Below are 17305 nucleotides of genomic sequence, written 5' to 3' on the forward strand. Positions count from 1 at the left end.
CCAGGGGCCCCGGTGGTTGCCTCGTATTCGCTCAACGGCACGAGACAACAGTCCGCGGCGTTAGCGGACAACCACCTCGCTAGTCCAACTATGAATCACCATTGTTTGGACCACCTCCTTTCCGCGTACCAACGAAGCTATGCGGTCGTCCGCGGACAGGGCAAGTGAATATCGCCGCACCATGCGGGGGGCCGCGTTGAGCGGCCCACCGCAGGCCGCGGAGTGTGCGCCTAGACTCGGGGCATGACGGAGACGCAGTGGCACGAAGAACTCCGCGCCAAGGGCTACCGGGTCACTCCGCAGCGCCAGCTCGTCCTGGAGGCGGTCAAGGCGCTGGAGCATGCCACGCCTGAAGAGATCTGCGTCAAGGTCCGCGAGACGGCCCGCGGCGTCAACATCTCGACCGTCTACCGCACGCTGGAGCTCCTCGAAGAGCTCGGCATGGTCACCCACACCCACCTCGGGCACGGTGCGCCGACCTATCACCTGGCCTCCGAGGCGGACCATGTGCATCTGGTGTGCCGGGGGTGCGACGAGGTGTTCGAGGTGCGGCCCGAGCTCGCCGAAGGGTTGGTCAAGGGGCTGGACGAGGAGCTGGGGTTCGCCGCCGACGTCCATCACCTGACGGTTTTCGGCCGCTGCAGCAACTGCCGGTAGCCCCTTCTGGCGCCACCGCCGACCGCGCAGCCGCGCGGCCCCGATAGCCTGGAGGGCATGCGTAGCCCTCTGCTCGACCTTTCTGGCGCCGTCCCGGCCGACAAGCCGGACTCGGACGTTGCCGCGCACTACGGCGACCTGTTCGCCGAGCAGCGCGTGCTGGCCAAGGGCGAGGCGGTCGTCGACCGCAGCAACCGCGAGGTGATCCGGATCTCGGGCGCGGACCGGTTGAAGTGGCTCAACGACCTCACCTCGCAAAAGCTCGACTCGCTGAAACCGGGTGAGTGGACCCAGACGCTCGACCTCGACCTGCAGGGCCGCGTGCTGCACCACATGACGCTGGTCGACGACGGCGAGAGCGTGCTGGCCCACGTGGAGCCGGGCACCGCGCAGAGCCTGATCGACTATCTCGATCGCATGCGGTTCATGCTCCGCGTCGAGGTGTCGCGGGCCGACGACCTGGCCGTGCTGTCCACGGCCACGGAGGACTTCCTGGTGCCGCGCGCCGAGCTGCCCGACCACATGGGCAAGCCGCTGGCGGGGCTGTGGGCGTACGAGGCGCTGCGGATCGAGGCGCACCAGCCGCGGCTCGGGTTCGAGACCGACCACAAGACGATCCCGCACGAGGTGGGCTGGATCCCCTCGGCCCTGCACCTCAGCAAGGGCTGCTACCGCGGGCAGGAGACGGTGGCCAGGGTGCACAACCTGGGGCATCCGCCGCGCCGCCTGGTGTTCCTGCACCTCGACGGGAGCGTCGACACGCTGCCCCCGCACGGCGCTCCGGTGATCTTCGAGAGCCAGGAGGTCGGCGTGGTCGGCTCGGCCGCCCGGCACCACGAGCTGGGCCCCATCGCGCTGGCGGTGATCAAGCGCACGGTGCCGGTGGACGCGCCGCTGCTGGCCGGGGGCGTCGCCGCCGCTCAGGAGGTCGTCGTGCCGCCGGACGCGGGCCGCAACGTCAGCATCGACCCCTCGCTGCGCCGCCGCATCCGCTGATCAGCGCTGATCACACGTCGAGGACGAGGGTGATCGGGCCGTCGTTGACGAGGGACACCTTCATGTCCGCGCCGAAGACGCCCGTCTCCACGTGCGCGCCCAGCGCCCGCAACTCTCCGACCACGGCCTCCACCAGCGGCTCGGCGACCGGGCCTGGGGCGGCCGCCTGCCAGGTCGGCCGCCTGCCCTTGCGCGCGTCGCCGTAGAGGGTGAACTGGCTGATCACCAGGAGCGGCGCGGAGACGTCCGAGCAGGACTTCTCGCCGTGCAGGATGCGCAGGCCCCAGAGCTTGGCGGCGAGCCTGGCGGCCTCCGCGCGGGTGTCGGTGTGCGTGACGCCCACCAGGACCAGCAGGCCCGGCTCGGCGATCGCGCCCACCGTGCGTCCCTCGACCTCGACGGACGCCGAACTGACTCGCTGCACCACTGCTCGCATGGGATCCCATTCTGGGCCAGGAAAACACCCTTCGTAGACTCATGCCGGAAAGGGAGTGGCACATGTCGCTGATTGTGGAAGTCGTCCGGTCCGGGTTCGTGGAGTCCACTCATCAGGCTCGCATGCTGACCGTGAACGCGGCAGGGCGCCCGGTCGAGGCGCGTGGCGCGGTGCACGTGCCGGCGTCGCCACGGTCGTCGATGAAGCCGCTCCAGGCGCTCGGCATGCTCCGGAGCGGGCTGCGGCTCGAGGGTGAGCTGCTGGCCCTCGCCTGCGCCTCGCACTCGGGGGAGCCGTTCCACGTCGACGGGGCCAGGAAGATCCTCGCGGGGGCGGGGCTGGAGGAGTCCGCGCTGCTGTGCCCCGAGGACTACCCGTTCGACCGGGCGGTGACCGAACGCGGCCGCATCTTCATGAACTGCTCCGGCAAGCACGCCGCCATGCTGGCCACCTGCGTGCTGAACGACTGGCCGCTGGAGACGTACCTGGCGCCGTCGCACCCGCTGCAGCGCGCGATCAGGGAGACGGTGGAGGACCTGACCGGGGAGCGGGTGGCCGCCTCGGGCGTGGACGGGTGCGGGGCGCCGCTGTTCTACGTGTCGATGCTGGGCGTGACCAAGGCGTTCCGGGCGTTTCCGATGTCGTCGCCGGACTCGTACGAGCGCAAGATCTTCGACGCCATGCGCACCTACCCCGAGTGGACTTCGGGCACCGACCGCCCCGAGGCCAAGCTGATGCGCGCGCTGCCGGGGCTCATGCTGAAGGCGGGGGCGGAGGCGTTCGACGCGTTCGTGTTCGAGGACGGGCGCGCGGGCACGGTCAAGATCGAGGACGGGTCGCAGCGCGCCCGCGTGGCCGTCACCGTGGCGGCGCTGCGCTCGCTCGGGCTGGACGCCCCTGAGCTGGCCGAGCTGGGCGCCCCGCCGGTGCTCGGCGGCGGTCGCCCGGTCGGCGAGCTGCGCATCCGTTAGAGCGTGCGGAACTGGCGGGTCGCGGAGATGGCGCCCGAGGTCGTGGTGGTGAACGTACGCATCGAGCCGGCGAACTTGGACAGGTCCCACTCCGCGGGCCCGTGATACCAGTAGAGGTTGTCGGCCTGGCCGCCGTTGCCGGTGACCGAGGCCACCACGCGCGACCAGTGCTCCACCCCGTCGAAGATCACGGCGTAGGGCAGGTAGCGGGAGAACAGCTCCACCCGGTGCTGCTCGGGCACGTTGCCCAGCTCGCCGGAGAACAGATATTCGCGAAAGCCCATCGTGTGCGCCAGCGCCGCGGAGCCCTTGGCGGTCTTGGCCGGCATGTACTGGCCGCCGACGGCCATTGCGGCGCCCGCGATGATCACAGCCAGGCCGAGCAGCCCGTACGTGGTGAACCAGGCCAGCACCGCCGTCGCGATCAGGCCCACGCCGATCAGCACCACGCCGATCGTGGTCCATCTGGTGCGTTCGGTGTCCGGGCGGCGGGCGAACCAGCCCTGCTTGACCACGTCCGCGTACAGCGCGTCGCGGACCTTGCCCAGGTGGGCCGCGAACGAGCCGGACAGCTGCGACAGCAGCACGGCGTCGCGGCCGTCGAAGATGGCGTCGTAGAGCGCGTGCTCGTACGGCAGGAGCGTGTTGACCGGCGCGTTCGGCATCCTGACCAGCATCCAGTCGGGCGCGTCGTAGGTCTGGCGGGGCTGCTCGTCGATCCGGAGGTAGCCGCGGACGGCGAGGTCCACGATGGTGGCGGTCACGTCTATCACGTCGGCCTGCTCGTCCACGAGGGTGCCGATCTGGCCGGGCCGGACCCCGTCGGGCGGGGAGAAGTGCCCGTTCTGTACGGGGACGATGGCGCCCTTCTCATGGCCTGCCACCCGTGCGTCGCGGCCCCGCGTCCAGTAGAGCAGGCCGATGCCGCCGAGCAGCAGCACCAGCAGCCCGGCCAGGGCGCCACCGGTGACGGTGTTCAGGGTGAACGCGGCCGCCAGCGAGAAGCGCTGCTCCAGGATGGGGGCGCCGCCGCTGGAGCCCTTCGGGTAGCCGACCACGACGGTCAGGGCCTGGCCGGGGGTGATGTTCTCCTGCTCGAAGTCGGCCCGGGTGGCTGAGTGGTCCATGGAGGCCGACGTGCAGCCGATGGCCGAGGTCAGCTCACCGGCGAAGCAGGACAGGTTCTGCACCTGGCCGGGGCCGCTGACCTTGACCGTGGCCTTGGCGACCGGCTGGTTCCAGCCGTTCACGGCGAACCAGCGCAGCTCCTCGACCCCGCCCGAGGTGGTCACCGCTCCCTTGACGTCGTACTCGACGGTCTGGCCTGTCACCGTGAGCACGTCGCCGTCGAGGGTGCCGCCCTTGACGTTCGAGATCTGGTAGACGCGGTCGTTGCTGTCGTCGTAGCGGGTCCTGGTGATGAACGTCCGCTTGAGACCGCCCGACGCTCCGCTGATCTTCTCGACGACGTGCAGGGTGCCGTTCTTGCCGAGGGTCATCGTCACGTCGTCCGTGATCCCTGCCCCTGCTGCCATCGCCGGAACGGCGGTCAACGTCAGAGCAGCGGCCCCCAGGGCGGCCATCGTGAGTCTGAAACCCGTCATGGCGGCACATCGTATCGGTTGGTCACTATCAGTCGAGTGTGATGCTGGTTGCCGCCCGTTGAACGCTTTCGGGTGCGGCGCCCTGGCCCGGGTTCTCGAGCGCGAGCGCCTGGTTCTGCGCCACGAACGGGCGCATGCGGGCCTCGTACCGGTCGAAGGCCGCGATCGGGTCCCTGCCGAGCTCCTGCGCCACCACGTACGCCCCCACCATGGCCAGACTCGTGCCCTGACCCGACAGCGGCGAGGCGCAGTAGCCGGCGTCGCCGATCAGCGCCACCCGGCCCGCCGACCAGCGTTCCATCTTCACCTGGGCCATGGCGTCGAAGTAGAAGTCGTCGGCCTTCCACATGGCGTCGAGCAGCCTCGGGCCCTCCCAGCGCAGCTCCGAGCAGTGCTCTTGGATGAGGCGCTTCTGCTGGTCGACGTCGCGGTGGTCGTAGTCGATCGGATCGGCGGCGAAGCCCAGGTTGACCCGCATCACGCCGGGGTCCCTGTCGCTGAAGAGGGCGCCTCCCACATCGCCCTCACGGAACCAGGTCTGCCAGTGGTCCAGGCCAAGGAAGTTGTCGGCGGTGAAGATGGAGACGTACATGCCGAGGTGGCTGAGGAACTGCGACTCCGCGCCGAAGGCCAGTCTCCGCACGTTGGAGTGCAGGCCGTCCGCGCCGAACACGTAGTCGTAGCGCCCCTTTTCGCCGCTCTCGAACGTCACGTCCACGCCCTGGCCGTCCTGGGTCAGGGTGGCGATCGAGTCGTCGTACCGATAGCGGGCGTCGGTCGCGCCGATGAGGATCGCGTTCAGGTCGTCGCGCATGATCTCGACGTCCGGGCTGTCGAAGCGGCCGCCGCTGAGCGTCTCCTCGGTGCTGCGCATGATCTCGTTGCCGTCGCCGTCCACCATGGACATGCCGCGCATGGTCGTCTTCATGGCTCTGACCTCGTCGAGGACGCCCATCCGGTCCGCGACGGTCAGCGCGGCGCCCCTTATGTCGATCGCCTGGCCGCCCTTGCGGGGGGACGGCGCCCGCTCGACGACCGTCACCTCGAACCCGTGCCGCCCCAGCCAGTAGGCCAGGACGGGGCCGCCGACGCTGGCGCCGGAAATGAGGACCTTCATGATGCGCTCCCTGTGTGTTGACGTTGTACGCAGAACTGAATGTACGTCGTACAGACAGGCTGTTACAAGGGTATGCTGTGAAGATCTGTACTAGAACAGGAGGGCCTTTCCTTGACGAGCACTCCGCCCTACGCGCAGATCGTGGGGGACATCAAGCGGCGCATCGCCGAGGGCAAGCTGCGTCCGGGGGATCGCGTGCCGTCCACCAGGCAGCTTGCCAGGGACTGGGGCGTCGCCCTGGCCACCGCGGCCAAGGCGCTCGCGCTGCTGGCCCAGCAGGGCGTGGTGGTCGCCGAGCCGCGCATCGGCACGATCGTGGCGGAGCTGCGGGGCGGGAGGGCGGCGGAGCTGCGGGGCGGGAGGGCGGCGGAGCCGCGCGGCGGCAGAGGACAGGGGCCGCAGGATGGGGGCGTCGGCGTGGCTGGAGCCGCGCGGGCGCGTGCCGGTGGGAGGGCGCGGCGGGCGGATATTTCAGAGCATGAAGTGATGCGTGAGCGCATCGTGCGGGCGGCCGTCGAGATCGCCGACGCCGAAGGGCTCTCCGAGGTCACCATGCGCGGCCTCGCCGACCGGCTCGGCATGGCGACCATGTCCCTCTACCGGCACGTGGGCGGCAAGGACGACCTGGTCCTGCTGATGTTCGATGCCGTGATCGACGAGTTCCCGCTGCCCGAGGAGCCGCCGGCCGGCTGGCGGGCCAGGCTGGAGGCGACGGCGCGCCTGCAGTGGGCCGCCTACCGAGCGCACCCGTGGCTGGTCGGGATCACCTCACTGAGCAGGCCGCTGCCGTCGGCCAGCCTCCTCAAGCACACGGAATCCGTCATGGAGGCACTCGAGGGCACCAGGCTCGACGCCACCGGCAAGATGTACGTCCAGATCCTGATCTACAGCTACGTGCAAGGCATCGCCGCCAACATCGAGCTGGAGCGGCGGGCCCAGGCCGCCACCGGGCTCACCGCCGACGAGTGGATGGACGGGCAGGAGGAGCACCTGCAGGCGATCGCGGGATCTCGCGAATACTCGGCGTTCGGCAAGCTCCTCGACGAACTGGGCGACTTCGACCTCGATCTCGACCGGCTCTTCGAGTTCGGGCTGAGCCCGCTGCTCGACGGGCTCGCTGAACTGATCGACTAATGCGAAATCTGGATGCGCAGGCGGCGGAAGCCGCGCCCCGTGCGTGCGTGGAGGTCGTAGGTCATAACCGGAAGCGTCTTCGGTTCTCTGTGTTTACAAAAGTAAAACGGACACCGGCGTAGCCTCGTCGCCTGCCGACCGAGGCCGGGCAAACGATCCGGTGGAAGCCGAAGCCGCGTCCGTCCGGCAAGCCGGACAGACCGTGGTTGAGAACCGCGTTATCGGGGCCTGACTCCGCATTCCTGGATGGAGTGCGGCTCTTGGGCCACCGCCCCGCCGGACGCTGTCCCGGTGGTGCGGACACCAACAGGGGCGAGGATCGGACGCCAGTCAGGCACCCAGCTGTGACTCAACATTACCGACCGATTACCCTACGTCGCAACCCGATCGGCCGACAGAGGTTTGGATCACAGTGACAGTTCCACCGGTAACCACAGGCTCGCATAGCAAGCGCCAGCGACAGTTCACACCCTAGCTCCAGGGCGGTCCCACAGGGCTAGGAGCCGTCCGTCACCAGGGGCCGTAGGGGCCGCTGTTGCCCCGGCCGCCCATGCCCTTGACGGCCGGCTTGACGTCCACGATGTAGACGGTGGCGGCGATGACGGCCAAGATCGAGAAGAAGCCCAGGCCGATGCCGATGAAGTCGGCGCTGCCGATGATCAGGAAGGCGTTGAAGTAGCTCCACGCCCCTGCGCCCGAGAACAGCGTCGCCAGCACGAGGATGAGCAGCCAGAGGTTCTTCTTCAGCTTGCCCGCCGAGATGAACGCGTTGGTCGGCACCCGGGCCGCGTGCACGAGCGCGTAGACCGACATGCCGAAGACGATGGCGGCGAGCACCAGGAAGAGAAGGTTGAAGACTCCGTTGATCAAATTCATGTTGTTGGCTCCGCCCAACGCCGCGATGAAATCGGCCCCAGCCTAATAGGCACCCCCGACAGCCGGGCACCCCGAAGCGAAAAGGTCCGCCTCCCGATGGGAGACGGACCTTTCCGTGATGTCAGGCCTTGGCCTTGGTGGTGCGGGTCTTCTTGACCGGGGTCACGGGCTCGGCGACCGGCGGCTCGGCGGCCTCGGACACCTCTTCCAGCTCGAGGGCGGCCTCGCCGCTGGCCTTGCTGACGACCTTGCGGCCGCGCGTGGCGAAGTCCTCATAGACCTCGGTGGCCTTGAGGGTCAGCTGGTCGGCGTAGCCGCGAGCCTTCTCGGGGAACTCCTTGGCGATGCCCTCGGCCTTGCCGGCGTATTCGCGGGCCTTCTCGGGCAGCTCCCTGGCGAGCTCGAAACGGCGCGTCTGGAGCTGAGCCAGCTGCTGAGGCAGCTCGCGCAGCTTCTCGACCGCATAGTCGCCGACACCGGCGACCGCGTAGAACGGCTTGGACTCGGTGAGCTTCTTTACCTCGGTGGCGAGCGTCATGGGTTAACCTTCCTTGGTTTCCTGGGTGACGTTGCCGTTGCGTGAGGTCGCCGCGAAGGGCTCAAGAGCGGCGAGAAACTCCTCGGGCAGCGGCTGCTCGTCGTCCGGATCGGAGTCGCGCTGAGGGCGGGCGTTCTGGGAGGTCTGCTCGTCCTCGGCGTGCTTCTCTTTGCGGAACGACTCGTAAATGTCGATCAGCACCTGGCGTTGCCGCTCGGTGAGATTCGAATCGGCATTGATCGCGGTGATCACGTCGCTGGGCGGCTCGCGGTCCTCGATGAGGCCCGCCTGCACGTAGAGCGCCTGGGAGGAGATGCGCAGACCTTTGGCGATCTGGTTGAGGATCTCCGCGCTCGGCTTGCGCAGGCCGCGCTCGATCTGGCTGAGGTAGGGGTTGGAGACCCCTGCCGCCGCCGCGAGCTGGCGCAGCGAGATCTTCGCCTGCTGCCGCTGCTCGCGGATGTATTCACCGATCGAGCCGACTTTGGGTAGTGCCATACGCATAGTGTGCCGGGCGCTGCTTGCATTTGCAAACACACTGATTAACTCCAGCAAGCATCAGAGCTGGATAACCCACAGGAACGGTGCGGCGGTGACCAAAGTCACAGAGAGTGCGATATATCCGTAACGCATCGACGGGGCCAGCTCGGGACCCGGCTTGATCAGGCGATCCACCCTGGCCATGACGTTGTGGACGTGGACGCCCAGCATGCCGTGCGGGGTCGGCATGGCGCCCGCCGTACCGAACCTGAGCAGCGCCGTGGCCAGCCTGCGCGGCGAGCAGTAGCGCTGCGCGCGGTCGTCGGCGGCCATCTCCACGAGCAGCTCCACCTGCGCCTGCGCGTCGGCCACGACCTTCGACCAGGGCAGCGCCCTGCGCAGCGCGGCGAACGGCAGCAGCACCAGGTCGTGCCGCTCGCGTACGTGCGCCGCCTCGTGCGCGAGCACGGCGGTCAGCTCGTCCTGCGACAGCAGCCGGAGCGCGCCCTGGCTGACCACGACCTGCGAGCGCAGCCCGGGCACGCAGTATGCCGCCGCGCTCGGATGGTCGAGCACGCGCACCCCGGGCACACCGGGGTCGTCGTGCGAGATCAGCGCGAGCAGCATGCGGTGCCGCCTGCGCGCCCGCAGCGTCTGCACCCCGGCGGTGAGCAGCACGGCGACCAGCACGGCGAGCGCGGTGATGCCCGCGATCATGGCCAGCACGTGCAACGCGTCCCAGGGCTGGAGCGGCGTCTCACCGCTCGCGAACGCGATGAGTCCCGGCAGCACGCCGACGCCGTAGGGCTGGACCGCGTACGCCAGCATGGCGCCGGTCGTCGCCAGCCCCCAGGCCACGCCCAGCGACTGCCAGAGAATGATGGCCAGCCGGGGCGCGCGTGAGGTCCACCGGGCCGTCGTGAAACGCCAGGAGCCAACCGCGCACGCCGTGGCGAGCGCTGCCAGCGCCGCTGCCGTGATCACTCGTCCTCCAGCTCCGTGAGGGCTCTGCGCAGGATCTCCGCCTCGGGCCCCGACACCGCCTGGGCGAAGCGGGTCAAGGCGGCCGACCGATCGCCCGTCAAGTCCAAGGCTTCCAGCATAAGCTCGGCGATGTAGGCGTCGCGGCTTCCCGCGGGCTGATATCTCCATGCCCGGCCATCGCGCGTCCGCCGCAGGAATCCCTTGCGGGTGAGACGGTCGAGCACGGTCATCACCGTGGTGGGGGCAAGATCGCGGTCGGCGATGAGTCTGCCGACCTCGCGGGCGGTCAGCGCGCCGTTCTTCTCCGCCCACAGGATGTCCATGATGCTGCGCTCAAGCTCGCCAAGACCCTTCACGCCATTCAGGGTAGCTCTACAAGCTGTCGAGCTGGCATCCGGGATGCTGGTGAGATGGATATCACGCTGGTCCGCGGAGACATCACCGAGCAGCGAGCCGACGCCATCGTGAACGCCGCCAACTCATCGCTCATGGGCGGTGGGGGCGTGGACGGCGCCATCCACCGCAAGGGCGGGCCGGAGATCCTGGCGGAGTGCAGGAAGCTGCGGGCCTCCCACTACGGCAAGGGCCTGCCGACCGGTCAGGCGGTGGCCACGGCGGCCGGGCGGCTGCCCGCGCGATGGGTGATCCACACGGTCGGGCCGGTCTACTCCAAGTCGGAGGACCGCTCGGAGCTGCTGGCGTCCTGCTACCGCGAGTCGCTACGCGTGGCCGACTCGCAGGGTGCCAGGTCGGTGGCCTTCCCGGCGATCTCGACCGGGATCTACGGCTGGCCCATGGACGACGCCGCCAGGATCGCGCTGGAGGCGGTACGGCACGCGGACACCTCGGTCGAGGACGTCCGGTTCGTGCTGTTCGACAGCGCGGCGTACGCCGTCTTCGAGGAGCGGCTGGCAGCCGGCTAGCGCGGATCGATCGCCGGCCAGGGCAGCGTCAGCTCGCCGAGCCGCCACCTGGCCGGGCCGCCCAGCGGCGGCCGCGTGGCCACCGGCCAGGAGCCGGCCAGCGCACGCACGGTGGCCAGCCACCGCTGCCGCGCCCCGTGCGGGCCATAGAGCGCGCTGACCGCCCACGCATGGTCGAAGTCCCGCAGGAACGCATGAATGCGCTCACCCGGCACGTTGCGGTGGATGAGCGTCTTCGGCAGCCGGTCGGCCAGGTCGGACGGCCGCTCGAAGGCGTCGAACCGGGCGGAGAACGTGATCGTCTCGGGCCCTTGGGGCGACAGGCCCACCCAGATCGCGCGCCGCCCGTTCTCCGACGAGGTGCCCTCCACCAGCAGGCCGCCGGGGGCCAGCTTGCCGCGCAGCACGTCCCAGTAGTGCCACGCCTCCGCCTCGCCGTACTGGCGCAGCACGTTGAAGGCCCGCACCAGCGCCGGCGGGCGGGAGACGGGCAGCTCGAAGCCGCCGCGCGTGAAACTCAGCCCCTCCCGCTCGTACGGCTTCGCCAGCGCCACCCTGGCCGGGTCGATCTCGATCCCGACGACCTCGACCCCGGGGGCCACCACGCGCAGCCGGGTGAACAGCTCCAGCGTGGTGGTGTGCGAGGCCCCATAGCCCAGGTCCACCACCAGGGGCCGGTCCGCCGCCCGCAATGCCCGCCCGCGCACCGCCACGATCCACCGGTCACAGCGCCGCAGCCGGTTGAAACCCGTGGTCCCCCGCGTGATGGCGCCGACCGGTCTAGCCACTTATCCGGTGCACCTTGTGCTGCGCGGCCTGGGCGCGGGGCCGGATGACCATGCGGTCGATGTTCACATGGGCCGGGCGGGTCACGCACCACGCGATGGCGTCGGCCACGTCCTCGGAGGTCAGCGGGTCGGGAACGCCGTCGTACACGCGGGCCGCGGCCGCCTCGTCCCCCCGGAACCGGGTGAGCGCGAACCCCTCGCTCTTCACCATTCCGGGCGCGATCTCGACGATTCGCACCGGCTGCCCGACCAGCTCCAGGCGCAGCGTCTCGGTCATCGACGTCTGGGCGTGCTTGGCCGCGCAGTAGCCGCCCCCGCCCTCGTACGACACCAGCCCCGCCGTCGAGGTCAGCATGACCAGCACGCCGTCGCCGGACTCGATGAGCTTGGGGATCAGTGCCTGGGTCATGCGCAGGGAGCCGAGCACGTTGACGTCGTACATCCGCTGCCAGTCCGCAGGCCGCCCCTCCGCGACCGATTCGAGGCCGAGCGCGCCGCCGGCGTTGTTGACCAGCACGTCGCACCGCTCCAGGGAGGCCACGAGCGCGTCCACCGACTCCTGCGCGGTCACGTCCAGCGTCACCGGCCTGATCGAGGGCACCTTCACGGCCAGCTCGTCCAGCCGGTCGCGGCGCCGTGCACCCGCTACCACGTCATATCCTTCGGCGGCGAGCCGGCGAGCCGTCGCCTCGCCGATTCCGCTGCTCGCGCCGGTCACCACAGCCGTTCTCCGCATGGACCTCATCCTGCCAGGCCTGCACGCTGGTGACCGCCTGCCGGGAATGTCGGAAAAATCTGTGTGGTTTACCACGCTTGGAGGTGGTGTCGAGTGAGGCGACGACGGGTCAGCCGGGTCGCGACCATCAGCATGCACACATCGCCGCTGGACCAGCCCGGTACGGGCGACGCCGGCGGCATGAACGTGTACATCGTCGAGTCCGCCAAGCGACTGGCTCAGCTCGGCGTGGAGGTGGAGATCTTCACCCGGGCCACCGCCCGCGACCTGCCGCCCGTGGCCGAGCTCGCGCCAGGCGTCCTCGTCCGGCACCTGACCGCGGGGCCGTACGAGGAGATGGACAGGAGCGACCTGCCGGGGCAGCTCTGCGCGTTCCTGTCGGAGGTGCTGCGCACCGAGGCCATGTACGATCCCGGCCGCTACGACGTCATCCACTCCCACTACTGGCTGTCCGGCCAGGTCGGCTGGCTGGCCAAGGAACGCTGGGGCGTGCCGCTCGTGCACACCATGCACACCATGGCCAAGGTCAAGAACCTGCTGCTGGCCCAGGGCGACAAGCCCGAGCCCCCGGCCCGCGTGGTGGGCGAGGAGCAGGTCGTGCAGATCGCCGACCGCCTGGTGGCCAACACCGCCGATGAGGCCCGCGAGCTCATCGACCTGTACGGCGCCGCCGAGGAGCGCGTCGCCGTCGTGAACCCCGGCGTCAACCTCACCGTCTTCCAGCCCGGCCGGCAGGACGTCGCCCGCCGCCGCCTCGGCCTGCCGCAGGACGCCCACGTGCTGCTGTTCGTGGGCCGCGTCCAGCCGCTCAAGGCCCCTGACGTGCTGCTGCGCGCCGCCGCCAGGATGCTGATCGAGGACCCGGCGCTCCGCGGCCGCCTGGTGGTCGCCTGCGTCGGCGGCCCTTCCGGCAACGGCCTGGCCAGACCGTCCCTCCTCACCGACCTGGCCGCCGAGCTGGGCATCTCCGACGTCGTCCACATCGTGCCCCCGGCTCCGCAGGAGGAGCTGGCCGACTGGTACCGGGCGGCCACGGTGACCGTCGTGCCGTCGTACAGCGAGTCGTTCGGGCTCGTCGCCCTGGAGTCCCAGGCTTGCGGCACCCCGGTGGCCGCGGCCGCCGTGGGGGGTCTGCGCACCGCCGTACGGGATGGGGTCTCCGGTGTGCTCGTGGACGGCCACGATCCGGCCGAGTGGGCGCGCACGCTGCGCCGCTTCCTCACCTCGCCGCGCTGGCGCGGCGAGCTGTCACAGGGCTCCCGCGCGCACGCGGCCGCCTTCGGCTGGCAGGCCACCTCGTCGCGGCTGATGGAGGTGTACGCGGCCGCCATCGCCAACCTGCACAAGACGCCCGTGGCCGTCAATCTGTAGCGTGCACTTCTATGCGCGATGTCGTCGAAGCCGCGCTCAAGGCCGCGGACGTCACCTATGACGAGCCGCGGCCCGGGGCGTTCCTGGTGAAACTTCCGGGCCAGCACAAGCTCGCCACCATGACGTGGCTGATCGTCGGAGAACGGATGCTCCACGTCGAGGCCTTCTTCTGCCGTCAGCCCGACGAGAACCACGCCGAGTTCTACCGCTGGCTGCTGGGCAAGAACGGCGCCATGTACGGCGTGCACTTCTCCCTCGACCCCGTGGGCGACGTCTACCTCGTGGGCCGGCTGCCGCTGGCCGCCGTCACCGAGGAGGAGGTGGACCGGCTGCTGGGGTGCGTGCTGACGTACTCGGACGACTGGTTCGACCGGGCGCTGGAGCTGGGGTTCGCCTCCTCGATCAGGCGCGAGTGGGAATGGCGGGCCAAGCGCGGCGAGTCGCTGGCCAACCTGCAGGCGTTCGCCCGCTTCGCCGACCCCGGCAACTGATTCCGGTTCGGCACCGCCCCTAGGATTGGCTCCATGGCGACTTTGGTGCTGCTACGGCACGGCGAGAGTGACTGGAACGCGAAGGGCCTGTTCACCGGCTGGGTGGACGTGAGCCTCTCGGTCAAGGGCGAGGACGAGGCCCGGCGCGGGGGCAAGCTCCTCACGGAGGCCGGACTGCGTCCGGACGTCGTCCACACCAGCCTCCTGACCAGAGCCATCCAGACGGCCCAGCTGTCCCTGGCGGAGGCGGACCTGCTCTGGCTGCCCGTCAAGCGGAGCTGGCGGCTCAATGAGCGCCACTACGGCGCGCTGCAGGGCAAGAACAAGGCGCAGACGCGCGAGGAGTTCGGCGACGAGCAGTTCATGCTGTGGCGCCGCTCCTACGACGTGCCGCCGCCGCCGATCGCCGACGACGACGAATACTCCCAGGCCGGCGACCCCCGCTACGCGCTGCTCCCCCCGGAGCTCATGCCCCGCACGGAGTGCCTGAAGGACGTGGTGGACCGCATGCTGCCCTACTGGTACGACGAGATCGTGCCGGACCTGGCGGCCGGGCGCACCGTCCTGGTGGCGGCCCACGGCAACTCGCTGCGGGCGCTGGTGAAGCACCTGGACGGGGTCAGCGACGAGAAGATCGCCGGGCTCAACATCCCGACCGGGATCCCCCTCCGTTACGAGCTGGACGCCGGCTTCCGGCCGCTGCAGCCGGGCGGCGAATACCTGGACCCGGAGGCCGCCAAGGCCGCCATCCAAGCGGTGGCCAACCAGGGCCGCTAGCGCGCGTCAGCCCATGAAGGTGGCGGCGCTGCAGGCGGCCGCCCCGGCGCGGCTGACCATCGTCGCCGGCTTCACCGAACGCGCGGTCGCCGGCCTGCCCCACAGTTCGGCGGCGATCCTGCGGGGCGGGAGGCTGCTCGGCGTCAGCCGCAAGCTGTTCCCCAGGGAGCCGTTCTTCAGCCCGGGCGCGGAGCTGCCGCTGCATCGCCACGGCGAGGCCGCCTTCGGCGTGGTGATCTGCAACGACGCCAACTTCGTCGAGCCGTCCCGGCTCCTCGCGCTGGCCGGCGCCCGGATCCTGGTGTGCCCGCTCAACAACGACCTGCCCGCCGCCGTCGCCCGCGGCTGGGCGATCAGGACGCGATCGACCCTGATCGCCCGGGCGGTGGAGAACGACTGCTGGGTGATCGCGGCCGACGTCGCGGGCACGGCGGGCGGCCGCGAGGGGGTAGGCGGCACCCGGATCGTCGCTCCCGACGGCCGGATCGCCGCCGAAGCGCCGGCGGACCGGCAGGCCCTGGTCATGGCCGACATCGAGGTGACGGGCCGGTCCCTGCTGGAGCGCTGGGACGCCGCCCAGAACCCGGCGCTCCACGCCAGGTGGCTGAGCAGCGTCACCGGTCGAGATCCGGCCTGAAACCGCGTCGCCCACTCCACGCGATCCGGGCGGACGGGCTCGTCGGCCGACCCGGTCACGGCCTCCGAGGTGGTCGGCCGCAGGGTGCCCAGGGCGGTGTTGCCGGGCCCCTGCAGCTTCAGCCTGCCAGCACCTTCCGCAGCACGTCGGCGAACTCCGTGGCGTGCGCCAGGAAGCCGCCGTGATCGCCGGGGAACTCGACCGGCGGCGTGCCGAGCCGCTCGGCCAGCGCGACAGACGTCCGATACGTGGACAGGTTGCCCGAGTCGACCCCGATCCCGACCACCACCCGGGCGGGACCGGCCGTCAGCGCGGCGATGTCGGGCACGTACCGGGTGGTGCCCCGCAGTTCATGCGCGAAGAACCGGACGTTGTTGGCCATGGCCTGCGACGACGGCTCCTCCAGCGGCGCGGCGGGCGCGCCCTCGATCTGGTCGAGCCCGGAGCTGACCATGAACTTCGTCCACGCCGCCTCCACCCCGTCCCGGTGGAAGCTCTCGACGATGTCGTCCACCCAGGCGCGCTGCTCGGCGGCGTCGGGGAGCAACTCCAGGACGGGAGGCTCGTGCGCGACGAGCGTACGCAGCCGTGCCGGATGCCGCGCCACCAGCGCGAGCCCCGTCACCGCGCCGCCGCTGCTGCCGAACACGTCGGCGGATTCGGCGCCGAGGTCGTCCATGATGGCGGCCACGTCGTCGGCCCGCAGCTCGGGCGTGGAGTCCTGCTCGGGATCGTCAAGGGCGCTGTTGGAGATGCCGCGCGGGTCGAGGGTGACCACGGTGTGATCGCTCGCGAGCAGGTCGGCGAACGGCACGAAGGCCGCGGCGTCCATCGGCGAGCCGATCACGAACAGCAGCGGCCCCGCGCCGCGGACCTCGTAGTGCAGATGCGCGCCGGGTACGTCGAGGGTGTGGATGGTGGCCATGCCGATGGTCCTCCCTTGAACAGTCGTCCGCGGCGGCGGCGACGAAGGTAGGACTCCCGGCGACGGCGAAAATGGTCGCGGCTGCCGGAACTCAGTTCGGCCGGCTGCCCGTCACCAGGTACACGACGTCCTGTGCCACCCGTACCGCGTGATCGGCGTACCGTTCGTAGTATCTTCCGATCAACGTGATGTCAATGGCCGGCTCCACGCCGTGCGCCCAGTCCTTGTCCAGCAGCAGCCTGAAGAGCCTGCGGTGCAGGCGGTCCATCGCGTCGTCGTCCTGCTCCAGCTCCAGCGCCGACTCGACGTCCCGCAAGGCCACGCAGCTGCCGGCCTTGGTGACGAGGTTCTCCGCGATCTGGCCCATCTCCACGATCGTGGAGCGCATCTGCGGCGGGATCGCCGAGTCGGGGTGGCGGAGGCGGGCGACCTTGGCGACGTGGACGGCCAGGTCGCCCATGCGCTCCAGGTCGGTCCCCATGCGCAGCGCCGTGATGACCATGCGCAGGTCCACCGCGACCGGCTGCTGCCTGGCCATCAGTTCGAAGATCGACGACTCGATGTCGGCGAAGGTCGCGTTCACTTCCTCGTCCCGGGTGATCACGCTCTCGGCGAGCGCGAGATCGGAGTCGAGGAGGGCCGTGGTGGCTCGGGAAATGGCCGAACGAACAAGCCGGGTCATCTCCACCAGCTTGTCGGTCAGCGAATCAAGGTCTTCATGGAACGCGTCGCGCATGCCGTCACCGTACGGTGCACTCAATGAACGAATTCCAACAGCCAAATGAACTTTCCAGGAAAGGGACGTTCATCCCTTATTGGGAGGTCTGTCCCCACGAAAGCGCCGCCTACCATCGGAGATATGAG

Annotated in this window: 21 protein-coding genes; 9 read left to right on the forward strand and 12 right to left on the reverse strand. The window is 69.9% G+C overall.

Features of this window, described 5'->3' with window-relative positions:
• The first annotated feature begins 243 nt into the window (after positions 1 to 243).
• On the forward strand, positions 244 to 657 hold the full coding sequence (locus ACTMTI_RS25925; protein WP_441123102.1) for a Fur family transcriptional regulator: 414 nt from the start codon (positions 244 to 246) through the stop codon (positions 655 to 657).
• 57 nt (positions 658 to 714) lie between these two features.
• A complete protein-coding gene (gene ygfZ, locus ACTMTI_RS25930; RefSeq protein ID WP_441123103.1) occupies positions 715 to 1653 on the forward strand; it encodes a CAF17-like 4Fe-4S cluster assembly/insertion protein YgfZ in 939 nt (312 codons plus the stop codon).
• Positions 1654 to 1663: 10 nt separating this feature from the next.
• Here ygfZ and dtd read toward each other — a convergent pair whose 3' ends face one another.
• Entirely contained in the window at positions 1664 to 2089 is a 426-nt protein-coding gene (dtd, locus tag ACTMTI_RS25935) for a D-aminoacyl-tRNA deacylase (protein ID WP_441123104.1), read from the reverse strand.
• Positions 2090 to 2151: 62 nt separating this feature from the next.
• Here dtd and ACTMTI_RS25940 point away from each other — a divergent pair, with 62 nt between their 5' ends.
• Positions 2152 to 3060, forward strand: a complete 909-nt coding sequence (locus ACTMTI_RS25940) for an asparaginase (protein ID WP_441123105.1) — start codon at positions 2152 to 2154, stop codon at positions 3058 to 3060.
• Here the strand turns inward: ACTMTI_RS25940 and ACTMTI_RS25945 are convergent.
• Complete coding sequence (locus tag ACTMTI_RS25945; RefSeq protein ID WP_441123106.1) at positions 3057 to 4664, reverse strand: DUF2207 domain-containing protein; 1608 nt, start codon at positions 4662 to 4664, stop codon at positions 3057 to 3059. The genes ACTMTI_RS25940 and ACTMTI_RS25945 overlap by 4 nt on opposite strands.
• A gap of 28 nt (positions 4665 to 4692) precedes the next feature.
• Entirely contained in the window at positions 4693 to 5781 is a 1089-nt protein-coding gene (locus ACTMTI_RS25950; protein ID WP_441123107.1) for an FAD-dependent monooxygenase, read from the reverse strand.
• A 111-nt stretch (positions 5782 to 5892) separates the two neighbouring features.
• Here ACTMTI_RS25950 and ACTMTI_RS25955 point away from each other — a divergent pair, with 111 nt between their 5' ends.
• On the forward strand, positions 5893 to 6915 hold the full coding sequence (locus tag ACTMTI_RS25955) for a TetR/AcrR family transcriptional regulator C-terminal domain-containing protein (RefSeq protein WP_441123108.1): 1023 nt from the start codon (positions 5893 to 5895) through the stop codon (positions 6913 to 6915).
• A gap of 510 nt (positions 6916 to 7425) precedes the next feature.
• On the opposite strand, the gene ACTMTI_RS25960 is transcribed toward ACTMTI_RS25955, so the two are convergent.
• The 5 genes from ACTMTI_RS25960 to ACTMTI_RS25980 all read right to left on the reverse strand — a co-directional run bounded on the left by ACTMTI_RS25960 (position 7426) and on the right by ACTMTI_RS25980 (position 10149).
• Entirely contained in the window at positions 7426 to 7791 is a 366-nt protein-coding gene (locus tag ACTMTI_RS25960) for a DUF2516 family protein (RefSeq protein ID WP_441123109.1), read from the reverse strand.
• Between the two features lie 121 nt (positions 7792 to 7912).
• Complete coding sequence (locus tag ACTMTI_RS25965) at positions 7913 to 8329, reverse strand: hypothetical protein (RefSeq protein ID WP_441123110.1); 417 nt, start codon at positions 8327 to 8329, stop codon at positions 7913 to 7915.
• 3 nt (positions 8330 to 8332) lie between these two features.
• Positions 8333 to 8827, reverse strand: a complete 495-nt coding sequence (locus ACTMTI_RS25970; RefSeq protein WP_441123111.1) for a helix-turn-helix domain-containing protein — start codon at positions 8825 to 8827, stop codon at positions 8333 to 8335.
• Between the two features lie 60 nt (positions 8828 to 8887).
• Positions 8888 to 9793 carry a M56 family metallopeptidase gene (locus ACTMTI_RS25975; protein ID WP_441123112.1) on the reverse strand — a complete coding sequence of 302 codons (906 nt, stop codon included), beginning with the start codon at positions 9791 to 9793 and terminating at the stop codon, positions 8888 to 8890.
• Positions 9790 to 10149 (reverse strand): BlaI/MecI/CopY family transcriptional regulator, encoded by a 360-nt coding sequence (locus tag ACTMTI_RS25980; RefSeq protein ID WP_441123113.1) that lies wholly within the window; start codon positions 10147 to 10149, stop codon positions 9790 to 9792. The genes ACTMTI_RS25975 and ACTMTI_RS25980 overlap by 4 nt, the downstream gene beginning before the upstream one ends.
• Positions 10150 to 10203: 54 nt before the next feature.
• Between ACTMTI_RS25980 and ACTMTI_RS25985 the strand changes: the two genes are divergently transcribed.
• The gene (locus ACTMTI_RS25985; protein ID WP_441123114.1) at positions 10204 to 10716 is read left to right on the forward strand and encodes an O-acetyl-ADP-ribose deacetylase; all 513 of its coding nucleotides are present in this window, start codon (positions 10204 to 10206) and stop codon (positions 10714 to 10716) included.
• Here the strand turns inward: ACTMTI_RS25985 and ACTMTI_RS25990 are convergent.
• Both ACTMTI_RS25990 and ACTMTI_RS25995 read right to left on the reverse strand, forming a co-directional pair.
• The gene (locus ACTMTI_RS25990; RefSeq protein WP_441123115.1) at positions 10713 to 11504 is read right to left on the reverse strand and encodes a class I SAM-dependent methyltransferase; all 792 of its coding nucleotides are present in this window, start codon (positions 11502 to 11504) and stop codon (positions 10713 to 10715) included. The genes ACTMTI_RS25985 and ACTMTI_RS25990 overlap by 4 nt on opposite strands.
• A complete protein-coding gene (locus ACTMTI_RS25995) occupies positions 11497 to 12240 on the reverse strand; it encodes an SDR family NAD(P)-dependent oxidoreductase (RefSeq protein ID WP_441123116.1) in 744 nt (247 codons plus the stop codon). The genes ACTMTI_RS25990 and ACTMTI_RS25995 overlap by 8 nt, the downstream gene beginning before the upstream one ends.
• Positions 12241 to 12333: 93 nt before the next feature.
• Between ACTMTI_RS25995 and mshA the strand changes: the two genes are divergently transcribed.
• Genes mshA through ACTMTI_RS26015 form a run of 4 tightly spaced genes read left to right on the forward strand, consistent with a single transcriptional unit; the run spans position 12334 to position 15516 of the window.
• Positions 12334 to 13611 (forward strand): D-inositol-3-phosphate glycosyltransferase, encoded by a 1278-nt coding sequence (gene mshA / locus ACTMTI_RS26000; protein ID WP_441123117.1) that lies wholly within the window; start codon positions 12334 to 12336, stop codon positions 13609 to 13611.
• A gap of 11 nt (positions 13612 to 13622) precedes the next feature.
• Entirely contained in the window at positions 13623 to 14102 is a 480-nt protein-coding gene (locus ACTMTI_RS26005; RefSeq protein ID WP_441123118.1) for a YbjN domain-containing protein, read from the forward strand.
• A gap of 33 nt (positions 14103 to 14135) precedes the next feature.
• Positions 14136 to 14879, forward strand: a complete 744-nt coding sequence (locus tag ACTMTI_RS26010) for a phosphoglyceromutase (protein WP_441123119.1) — start codon at positions 14136 to 14138, stop codon at positions 14877 to 14879.
• A gap of 13 nt (positions 14880 to 14892) precedes the next feature.
• Positions 14893 to 15516: a carbon-nitrogen hydrolase family protein gene (locus ACTMTI_RS26015; protein ID WP_441123120.1), complete on the forward strand. Its 624-nt coding sequence runs from the start codon at positions 14893 to 14895 to the stop codon at positions 15514 to 15516.
• 118 nt (positions 15517 to 15634) lie between these two features.
• Here ACTMTI_RS26015 and ACTMTI_RS26020 read toward each other — a convergent pair whose 3' ends face one another.
• Together ACTMTI_RS26020 and phoU are read right to left on the reverse strand one after the other, a co-directional pair.
• The gene (locus tag ACTMTI_RS26020) at positions 15635 to 16441 is read right to left on the reverse strand and encodes an alpha/beta fold hydrolase (protein WP_441123121.1); all 807 of its coding nucleotides are present in this window, start codon (positions 16439 to 16441) and stop codon (positions 15635 to 15637) included.
• Positions 16442 to 16532: 91 nt separating this feature from the next.
• Positions 16533 to 17177 (reverse strand): phosphate signaling complex protein PhoU, encoded by a 645-nt coding sequence (gene phoU, locus ACTMTI_RS26025; RefSeq protein WP_441123122.1) that lies wholly within the window; start codon positions 17175 to 17177, stop codon positions 16533 to 16535.
• Positions 17178 to 17305: the final 128 nt, after the last annotated feature.

Source organism: Nonomuraea sp. H19 (assembly GCF_052068215.1).
In the GTDB taxonomy this organism is placed as follows: Bacteria; Actinomycetota; Actinomycetes; order Streptosporangiales; family Streptosporangiaceae; genus Nonomuraea.

Coding starts and splice junctions, on each gene's coding strand:
- ACTMTI_RS25940 (WP_441123105.1), top strand. CDS start 2,152: ATGTCGCTGATTGTGGAAGTCGTCCGGTCCGGGTTCGTGGAGTCCACT.
- ACTMTI_RS26020 (WP_441123121.1), bottom strand. CDS start 16,441: ATGGCCACCATCCACACCCTCGACGTACCCGGCGCGCATCTGCACTAC.
- ACTMTI_RS25925 (WP_441123102.1), top strand. CDS start 244: ATGACGGAGACGCAGTGGCACGAAGAACTCCGCGCCAAGGGCTACCGG.
- ygfZ (WP_441123103.1), top strand. CDS start 715: ATGCGTAGCCCTCTGCTCGACCTTTCTGGCGCCGTCCCGGCCGACAAG.
- ACTMTI_RS25970 (WP_441123111.1), bottom strand. CDS start 8,827: ATGGCACTACCCAAAGTCGGCTCGATCGGTGAATACATCCGCGAGCAG.
- phoU (WP_441123122.1), bottom strand. CDS start 17,177: ATGCGCGACGCGTTCCATGAAGACCTTGATTCGCTGACCGACAAGCTG.
- ACTMTI_RS25995 (WP_441123116.1), bottom strand. CDS start 12,240: ATGCGGAGAACGGCTGTGGTGACCGGCGCGAGCAGCGGAATCGGCGAG.
- ACTMTI_RS26015 (WP_441123120.1), top strand. CDS start 14,893: ATGAAGGTGGCGGCGCTGCAGGCGGCCGCCCCGGCGCGGCTGACCATC.
- dtd (WP_441123104.1), bottom strand. CDS start 2,089: ATGCGAGCAGTGGTGCAGCGAGTCAGTTCGGCGTCCGTCGAGGTCGAG.
- ACTMTI_RS25960 (WP_441123109.1), bottom strand. CDS start 7,791: ATGAATTTGATCAACGGAGTCTTCAACCTTCTCTTCCTGGTGCTCGCC.
- ACTMTI_RS25965 (WP_441123110.1), bottom strand. CDS start 8,329: ATGACGCTCGCCACCGAGGTAAAGAAGCTCACCGAGTCCAAGCCGTTC.
- ACTMTI_RS25950 (WP_441123107.1), bottom strand. CDS start 5,781: ATGAAGGTCCTCATTTCCGGCGCCAGCGTCGGCGGCCCCGTCCTGGCC.
- ACTMTI_RS26005 (WP_441123118.1), top strand. CDS start 13,623: ATGCGCGATGTCGTCGAAGCCGCGCTCAAGGCCGCGGACGTCACCTAT.
- ACTMTI_RS25945 (WP_441123106.1), bottom strand. CDS start 4,664: ATGACGGGTTTCAGACTCACGATGGCCGCCCTGGGGGCCGCTGCTCTG.
- ACTMTI_RS25985 (WP_441123114.1), top strand. CDS start 10,204: ATGGATATCACGCTGGTCCGCGGAGACATCACCGAGCAGCGAGCCGAC.
- ACTMTI_RS26010 (WP_441123119.1), top strand. CDS start 14,136: ATGGCGACTTTGGTGCTGCTACGGCACGGCGAGAGTGACTGGAACGCG.